Annotated in this window: 4 protein-coding genes; 2 read left to right on the top strand and 2 right to left on the bottom strand. The window is 70.8% G+C overall.

Translation table 11 applies throughout. The annotated features are described in order from the left end of the window. Positions 1 to 37 precede the first annotated feature (37 nt). On the top strand, positions 38 to 3,901 hold the full coding sequence (locus NCC78_RS22715; protein WP_250796913.1) for a ThuA domain-containing protein: 3,864 nt from the start codon (positions 38 to 40) through the stop codon (positions 3,899 to 3,901). A 416-nt stretch (positions 3,902 to 4,317) separates the two neighbouring features. Further along, the gene (locus NCC78_RS22710; RefSeq protein ID WP_250796912.1) at positions 4,318 to 5,892 is read left to right on the top strand and encodes a DHA2 family efflux MFS transporter permease subunit; all 1,575 of its coding nucleotides are present in this window, start codon (positions 4,318 to 4,320) and stop codon (positions 5,890 to 5,892) included. A 115-nt stretch (positions 5,893 to 6,007) separates the two neighbouring features. Here NCC78_RS22710 and NCC78_RS22705 read toward each other — a convergent pair whose 3' ends face one another. Together NCC78_RS22705 and NCC78_RS22700 are read right to left on the bottom strand one after the other, a co-directional pair. Next, positions 6,008 to 6,859 carry a DUF72 domain-containing protein gene (locus NCC78_RS22705; protein WP_504920751.1) on the bottom strand — a complete coding sequence of 284 codons (852 nt, stop codon included), beginning with the start codon at positions 6,857 to 6,859 and terminating at the stop codon, positions 6,008 to 6,010. Positions 6,860 to 6,902: 43 nt separating this feature from the next. Continuing rightward, positions 6,903 to 8,363, bottom strand: a complete 1,461-nt coding sequence (locus tag NCC78_RS22700; protein WP_250796910.1) for an SDR family NAD(P)-dependent oxidoreductase — start codon at positions 8,361 to 8,363, stop codon at positions 6,903 to 6,905. Between the last annotated feature and the right edge of the window lie 405 nt (positions 8,364 to 8,768).

Here is an 8,768-nt window from a genome sequence, read left to right as displayed (position 1 = left end):
CCTGCTGAGCCTGCCCGCACAGGCCGCGGGCCCGCCGGTGCAGGCCGCAGCGGCCGAGGCCGCCGCGGCGGTCAAGGTGCTGGTGTTCCACGGTCCCGTGGACAAGCAGGATGACCCGGTCACCCGGGCCGTCACCGCGATCCGGGGCCTCGGCGCGGACCACGGCTTCTCCGTCGACGACTCCAGTGACCCCGGTGTCTTCACCTTCGGCAACCTCGCCCGGTACCGGGGCGTGGTGTTCCTCTCCGCCAACGGGGTGACGCTCGACGACGCCCAGGAGGCCGCGTTCCAGGCGTACGTCAAGGGTGGCGGCGGGTTCGTCGGCGTGCACGACGCCGCCCGCGCTCAGCCCAGTTCGGCCTGGTTCACCGGCCTGATCGGCACCCGGCCGGCCGCCAGCCTGCCGAACGCCGAGAAGCCCGTCTCCGCCACCGCGAGCGCCGAGAACCCGCCGAACGAGACCGCCGCCAAGGCGATCGACGGGTCGACCGGCACCAAGTGGCTCACCTTCAACCCGACGGGCTGGCTCGCGGCGAAACTGGCGAAGCCGGTCGTGGTGAGCCGCTACGCGCTGACCTCGGCCAACGACTTCCCCGGCCGGGACCCGAAGAACTGGACCCTGCAGGGCTCCCAGGACGGCACGACCTGGACCGACCTGGACAGCCGCAGCGGGGAGACCTTCCCCCAGCGGTTCCAGACCAAGCAGTACAGCTTCACCAACACCACGGCGTACCAGCACTACCGGCTGAACGTCACGGCCAACGGCGGCGAGCCGCTGATCCAGCTCGCCGAGCTGTGGCTGATCGGCCCGGACGCCGGACCGGCCCCGGACACCACCGTGCAGCAGGCCGTGGTCGACTTCACCGACCGCCAGCACCCGGCGAACAAGGGGCAGCCGCTGACCACCACCCGCTCCGACCAGTGGATCAACTGGGACCCGAGCCCGACCGGCCGGGTGCACACCGTCGCCCAGGTCGAGGAGGGGACCTACAACGCCGGGTTGAGCGGCAACGGGGCGTTCCACCCGATCTCCTGGTGCCAGGACTACGACGGCGGCCGATCCTTCTACACCGGGATGGGCCGCACCGAGGCCAGCTGGACCAGCGACACGAAGTTCCAGAGCCACCTGCTCGGCGCCATCCAGTGGACCACCGGCCTGGTGCGCGGTGACTGCCAGGCGACCATCGCGTCGAACTACCGCATCGAGCGCCTCACCACCACCAACCAGCCCGGGCAGCTCGACCAGGTCGGCGAGCCGCACGGCCTGACCGTCGCGCCGGACGGCAAGGTGTTCTACATCGGCAAGGCGGCCTGCCCGTCCGGGCCGATCGTCAGCTGGGACGACCCGAAGGTCGGCCTCGGCTGCGGGACGATCCACCAGTGGGACCCGAAGACCAAGCAGGTCAAGCTGCTCACCACCCTCGCCGTGATGGGCAACCGGGGCAGCGGCAGCGAGCTGGTCAAGAACGAGGAGGGCCTGGTCGGCATCACCCTGGACCCGAAGTTCGCCCAGAACGGCTGGGTGTACGCGTACTGGATGCCGCACGAGTCGATCGACCGGGACCGGCGGATCGGCCAGCGGACCGTCTCCCGGTTCACCTACGACGCGGCGAAGCAGTCCATCGACCAGGGCACCCGCAAGGACCTGCTGCGCTGGGAGACCCAGATCCACAGCTGCTGCCACGCGGGCGGCGGGATGACCTTCGACGAGTCCGGCAACCTCTACATCGGCAGCGGTGACAGCAACTCCTCCGGCGGCTCCAACGGTTACGCCGGCAACAACTGGACGCAGGACTACAAGGGCACGTCGTTCCAGGACGCCCGGCGTACCTCCGGCAACACCAACGACCTGAACGGCAAGATCCTCCGCATCCACCCGGAGCCCGACGGCACGTACACCGTGCCCGCCGGCAACCTGTTCACCGGCAAGGAGGAGGGCGGCGGCAAGACCCGCCCGGAGATCTACGTGATGGGCGTCCGCAACATCGCGCGCATCGCCTGGGACCCGGTCAACGACTGGCTCACCGCCGCCTGGGTCGGCCCGGACGCCGGTGGCCCGAGCCCGGACCTCGGCCCGGCGAAGTACGAGACGGCGACGATCATCAAGTCCGCGGGCAACCAGGGCTGGCCGTACTGCATGGGCAACCGGCAGCCCTACCGGGACCGCAGCAACGCCGACGCCACCGTGCTGAGCGGTTGGTACGACTGCGACAACCTGAAGAACGAGTCGCCGCGCAACACCGGCCTGGTCAACATCCCGCCGGCGCGGGACAACATGATCTGGTATTCGCCGCAGGGCGGTGGGCCGGTCTACCCGAAGCGCACCGACGGGAGCGGACTGCCGACGTACCAACCGGGTCAGGAGACCCTGACCCAGCCGTACCTCAAGGGCGGCGGGCAGGCCATCATGGACGGCCCGACGTACCAGCGGGAAAACGTCGACACCGGCAGCGGCGTGGCGTGGCCGGCGTACTGGGACAACAAGTGGTTCATCGGTGACCAGTCCAACGCGAACAACCGGATCGCGGTCACCGTCGACCCGAGCAAGGTCGACAGCCACGGGCCGCCGGCCTTCGCCGAGGATCTGCGCAGCATCATCCGCTCGGGCAGTGGGGCCACCCAGTTGCAGTCCTGGATGGATGCCAAGTTCGGCCCGGACGGCGCGTTGTACATGCTCGACTACGCCGGCGGTTTCTTCAGCCTGCACCCCAACCAGAAGCTAATCCGGATCGCCTACCAGGGCGGCCCGGCGACGCCGAACCCGAGCCACGCCACTGCGCGGGCGGTGGCGCAGAGCAACCCGAAGACGATCGCCTTCTCCAGCGCCCGGACCGGTGGCGTGAAGTGGGAGTGGAACTTCGGCGACGGCAGCGCGCCGTCACACGAGGCGAACCCCACCCACACGTACGCGGACTACGGCACGTACCAGGCGACGGTGAAGGTGACCTACGCCAACGGCGAGGTGGCCACCGGAACGGTCCAGGTCGTCGTCGGGTGCGCCGCGCCCGACGGCCGGCAGACGGTGCGGATGCTCGACACCGACACCGGCGTGGCCAACCGCCAGGCCGGCGGCGGCTGCACGATCAACGACCTGATCGACGACGAGCGTATGTGGTCCAACCACGGCCAGTTCGTCAGCCACGTCAGCGACGTGGTCAACGACCTGCGGGCGGCCGGCGTCGTCGACAATCGTGAGGCGACGACGCTGAACCGGGTGGCGGCGCAGTCGCAGATCGGCAAGGTCGCCGGCTACCAGCCCATCTTCGACGGGACGGCGGGTTCGCTCGCCGACTGGCGGCAGGCGCCGGGCGGGTCGTTCGCGCTCCAGCCGGACGGGTCGATTCGCAGTTCCGGCGGACTGGGCATGCTCTGGTACGCCAAGGACGAGTTCGCCGACTTCTCGCTACGGATGCAGTTCCGGGACGTTTCGGTTGGCACCACCTACGCCAACAGCGGCGCCTTCGTCCGATTCCCGGACCCCCGGACGCCGTTGAGCGAACGGCCGGCGGGCAGTTGCGGCACGGTCGGCTCGGCCCAGAGCTCGCAGGCGTGGGTCGCCATCTACTGCGGTCACGAGATCCAGATCTACGACGGACCCACCGGTGAACCGCAGAAGACCGGTTCGATCTACAACTTCGACCCGATCGGGCTGGACCAGGCCGGGGTGACCGGAAAGGGCACCTGGAACGACTACGAGATCCGGGTGGTCGGCCAGCACTACACGATCACCCGGAACGGTGTGGTGATCAACGAGTTCGACAACACCCCGGGCAAGGCGTCGTCCCGGGCTGGTGACCCGTCCACGGACCTGCGGCAGTTCCTCAGCGGGTTCATCGGGTTGCAGAACCACGGCACCAACGACCTGATCGAGATCCGCGACGTCAGGGTCCGCGAGCTGTAAGCGGAGAGCGTGCCGGGTACGGGGGCTTGACCTCCGTACCCGGCACTGCCGTTTCCGGACAGTCCGCGCGTGCTGCCGACATGTCACGCTGCCACCAGGTGGCAGGGCCGGGCGGGAGGCGACGGGCAGCGCCGGTCAGGCCTTCCGGGGCGTACGCCGGTCACCGAACGACTCCATGGTGGTGGCCTTCTTGGCCGACGCTCCGCTCGTGATCGACCCTCCGACGTCCGGTCCCAGTCGGATGGCCGATCGGACGGGCCGCGGCGGCGGCCGCTAATCCGGGGGCGAAGGGTCGGTGCCTCCGGTTAGCATGCCTGCGCGCGTGATCGCCTCGGTACGCCCTGCTCGGCGTCCGGCAGGCGCGGCGCCGCTGTCATCGCTGGCCATCCGCCGGTCCACCGACATCAGGAGAGTTTGTGACCCAGCAATCTGTCACGACACCGGACAAGCTCGACGCCGCGGTTCTCAAGGTGGCGGGGGTCGTCGTCCTCGGTGCGATCATGTCGATCCTCGACGTGACGGTGGTCAGCGTCGCGCTGCCGACGTTCCAGAGCGAGTTCGACGCGTCCTACGCCCGGGTCGCGTGGACGATGACCGGCTACACGCTCGCGTTGGCCACCGTGATCCCGCTCAGTGGATGGGCGGCGGACCGGTTCGGCACCAAGCGCCTCTACATGGTGGCGCTGGCACTGTTCACGATCGGGTCCGGGCTCTGCGCCACCGCCGACACGATCGGCGAACTGATCGGCTTCCGCGTCCTGCAGGGCCTCGGCGGGGGCATGCTCATGCCACTCGGCATGACGATCATGACCCGGGCGGCCGGGCCGCACCGGATCGGCCGACTGATGGCCGTCCTCGGTATCCCGATGCTGCTCGGGCCGATCGGCGGCCCGATCCTCGGCGGCTGGCTCATCGACGTCGCCAGCTGGCAGTGGATCTTCCTGATCAACCTGCCGATCGGCGTCGTCGCGCTGGTCTACGCGCAGCTGGCGCTGCCGAAGGACGCCCCGGAGCCGTCGGAGTCGTTCGACTTCCTCGGCATGCTGATGCTCTCGCCGGGGCTCGCCCTGTTCCTCTACGGGGTCTCCTCGCTGCCTGAGGCGGGCACGTTCGCCGATGCCAAGGTGTGGGTGCCCATGCTGGTCGGCGGCGCGCTGGTGGTGGCCTTCGTGCTCTACTCCTTCAAGCCCCGGCATCCGCTGCTCGACCTGCGGCTGTTCACCAACCGCAACCTGACCATCGCCTCGGTGACGCTGTTCGTCTTCATCATCGCGTTCATGGGCGCCGGCCTGCTGTTCCCGAGCTACTTCCTGCAGGTGCGCGGCGAGTCGACGCTGACCGCCGGTCTGCTGATGGCGCCTCAGGGCCTCGGCGCGATGGTCACGATGCCGATCGCCGGCACGCTGGCCGACCGGGTGCCCGTCGGTCGCACGGTCCCGTTCGCGCTGGCGCTCATCATCCTCGGGTTCTTCAGCTTCACCCAGGTCGATCCGCAGACCTCGTACTGGCTGCTCTGCGGGTCGCTGTTCGTCATGGGCCTGGGCATGGGCGGCACGATGATGCCGATCATGACCTCGGCGCTGCGGACCCTGCAGGCCCAGGACGTGGCTCGCGGCTCCACGCTGGTCAACATCCTCCAGCAGATCGGCGGCTCGATCGGCGCCGCCGTCATGTCGGTGATCCTCACCAACGAGCTGAACGGCTCGCGGCCGGTCCCCGGCCTGCTGGACCCGAGCGGGAAACCGGTCACGGAGGCCGGCCTGGCCATCGCCGCCCAGCAGCAGCCCCCGCAGGTCCCGGTGGACCCGTCGCTCATCCAGCGCGGGCTCGACTTCGCCGCCGGTGCGTTCGCCACGACGTTCTGGGTCGCGTTCGCGCTGGTGCTGCTCACGCTCATCCCGGCCGCCCTGCTGCCTCGCCGGCGTCAGCCGAAGCCCCTGCTCGACGCCGAGCAGGCCGAGCAGGTGCAGACGCCCGTCATCATCCACTGAGCAGTTCGTGGCGTCGGGCGAGCTGCACCCCATCGGGCGGTGACCGCGCCGGGCCCGCTCCGTTGCCGGGGCGGGCCGGGCGTCGCCGCACCTCAGCGGCGACGCCCGCGTCCGGTCAGAACAGCGTCGACGGCCCGACCGGCGTCGGCTCGGGCAGCGGCTCGACCTCGGACAGGCGTGCCCGGACCTCGTCGTGGAACCTGCGGGCGAGTTCGGGCGCGTCGGCGTTGTCCGGAGTGTGCACGAACACGGTCGGCGAGCGGCCCTCGCGCAGCCAGCCGGTCACCACGTCGAGCCATGGTTGCCAGCCGTCGACCGTCCGCGCGGGGTCGTCCCGGCCGAGATACCGGACGATCGGCCGGTCGGTCAGCGCGTGGGTGCGCAGCGGCGTACGCGGCTTCCTGGTCCACGCCTCCCGTTCCGCGTCACTGGTCGGTGGGGTGCGGAAGAACGCGGTGGTGTCGAAGGGGATCCACTCCGCGTCGGCCCTGGCGAGCGTCTCCTCGAGCGTCCGCACCGCCCGCGGGTCGTCGAAGAACGCGGGGTGGCGGACCTCCACGGCGTACCGGTGGGAGGTGGGCAGCCCGCGCAGGAAGCGGGCGAGCGTGGGTACGTCGGCGGGGCCGAACGAGCCCGGCAGTTGGATCCAGAGGGCGTGGGCTCGTGGGCCGAGGGGTTCGATCGCGTTCAGGAAGCCCCGGAGTTCCTCGTCAGCGCCGGTGAGCCGTCGCCCGTGCGTGACGACCTTCGGCAGCTTGGGCACGAACCGGAAGTCGGGGTCGGTCTGCCGTGCCCACGACGCCACCGTCTCCCGAGCCGGGGTCGCGTAGAACGTCGTGTTCCCCTCGACCGCGGTGCACCAACCGGCGTAGGCGCGCAGCCGCTCATGAGCCGGCAGCGGATGCGCCAGGAAGCGCCCCTGCCAGGACTTGTGCGTCCACATGGCGCAGCCCACGTGCAGACGCATCCGATCCTCCCACCGCTCGACGCTCCGGTGCCGGGCGCGCTGATCACCAAGCGCAGGGCGCGTAGTCCTTCAGGAAGCAGCCGTACAGGTCTTCGCCCAGCTCGCCGCGGACGATCGGGTCGTACACCCGGGCCGCGCCGTCGATGAGGTCCAGCGGGGCGTGGAAGCCGGCGTCGGCCAGCCGCATCTTCGTCGGGTGCGGCCGCTCGTCGGTGATCCAGCCGGTGTCGACGCTGGTCATCAGGATGCCGTCGGCCAGCATCTCCTGGGCGCTGGTCCGGGTCAGCATGTTCAGCGCGGCCTTGGCCATGTTGGTGTGCGGGTGCCCCGGCCCCTTGTAGCCGCGACCGAACTGGCCCTCCATCGCCGACACGTTCACCACGTACTTGCGGCGGGCCTTCGCCGCGGCCATCGCCGGGCGCAGCCGGCTGACCAGCACGAACGGCGCGGTCACGTTGCACAGCTGCACCTCGAGCAGCTCGAGCGGGTCCACCTCGTGCACCCGCTGCACCCAGCTGTTGACCGGGTCGAGGTCCGGCACCAGACCGCCGGCGTCGATGGCGGTGGCTGCCGCGATCCGTTCCGGCGAGGCGGACCCGCTGGTCAGCGCCAGCGCGGTGAGCGCGTGCGGGGTGATCGTGGCCGAGTGCGCCGAGCCGGTCAGGCTGGCCGCCGGGTCGCCCCAGCCGCCCGACTTGGCGAACGTGATCATTTCCGGCAGCGGACCGTCCGGCAGGGCCGCCGCCTCCGCAGCGACGAGCTGCGCGTACGCCCCGGGCGAGCGGCGGACGGTCTGCGCCGCGTTGTTGATCAGGATGTCGAGTGGTCCCTGGGCGGCGACCGAGTCGGCGAGGGCGATCACCTGGGCGGGGTCGCGCAGGTCGATCCCGACGATCCGCAGGCGGTGCAGCCAGTCGCCGCTGTCCGGCATCGCGGCGAATCGGCGGACCGCGTCATGGGGGAACCGCGTCGTCACCGTCGTGTGCGCGCCGTCGCGCAGCAGCCGCAGCGCGATGTACATGCCGATCTTCGCCCGGCCGCCGGTGAGCAGCGCACGCCGGCCGGTCAGGTCGGTGCGGGCGTCCCGGCGCTCCCGGTTGAGCGCGGCGCAGGACGGGCAGAGCTGGTGGTAGAAGGCGTCCACCTCGCGGTAGCGCTGCTTGCAGACGTAGCAGCCGCGCGGATTGTGCAGGAAACCGGCGGTGGCGCCCGCGGTGGGGGAGGCGAGCGGGAGGCCCTGGGTCTCGTCGTCGATCCGGCCCGGGGCGCCGGTGGCGGTGGCCTCCGTCACCGCGCGGTCGGCCGCCGCGATGGCATCGCGCCGTTCCTCGCGCCGCCGCTGCTTGATCACCTTGTAGAGCCTGGCGGTGGCCCGCTGCACCCGCTGCACGTCCGGGTGGTCGGGAGGCAGGTCCTCCAGCGCCTCGAAGACGCTGAGACAGGTCTCCAGTTGGCTCCGGTCGATGCCGCGCTGACCGGTTTCCGTAACGTTGTCCGCCGTCATGCCGTCGATGTCTCGTTCCGTTCCCTGCGCCGGAGCTACCCGGCCCACCCCAAGTCCGACCCGGAACTGTACGCACCGCACGGCCTCGGACGCATCCCGCGTCGCGGGCGGGGCCACCACCGACGCGGAAGTCACACCCGCCCGCATCCCACCGGGGAATGGGTGTGGATCATCCGCAGCGACCGGAGCCGGCCGTCGGGTACCGGCGGACGGGCTGACCGAGGTGCGATCGCGGCGAGTCGGTTAGCCGAGCGGGCCTGCGGTGGGCAGCGGCAGACCCGGCAGCGACGGCAGCACCGGGCTCGGCAGCACGGGGCTAGGCAACGGCGGCGGAGGAAGGCCGGGCAGCGACGGCAGGGGGTTGGCGCGGGTGCTGGGCGTGGGCGCCGGTGCCGCCGGCGGCCG

It is taken from the genome of Micromonospora phytophila, assembly GCF_023656545.1.
GTDB classification, from domain to species: Bacteria; Actinomycetota; Actinomycetes; order Mycobacteriales; family Micromonosporaceae; genus Micromonospora; species Micromonospora phytophila.
Note: the sequence above shows the minus strand (reverse complement) of the source record. Positions and strands in the feature narration are given on the sequence as shown.

Bases quoted from the DNA above. Each gene is read 5' to 3' on its own strand.
- NCC78_RS22705 (WP_504920751.1), bottom strand. From the start codon at position 6,859: ATGCGTCTGCACGTGGGCTGCGCCATGTGGACGCACAAGTCCTGGCAG.
- NCC78_RS22700 (WP_250796910.1), bottom strand. From the start codon at position 8,363: ATGACGGCGGACAACGTTACGGAAACCGGTCAGCGCGGCATCGACCGG.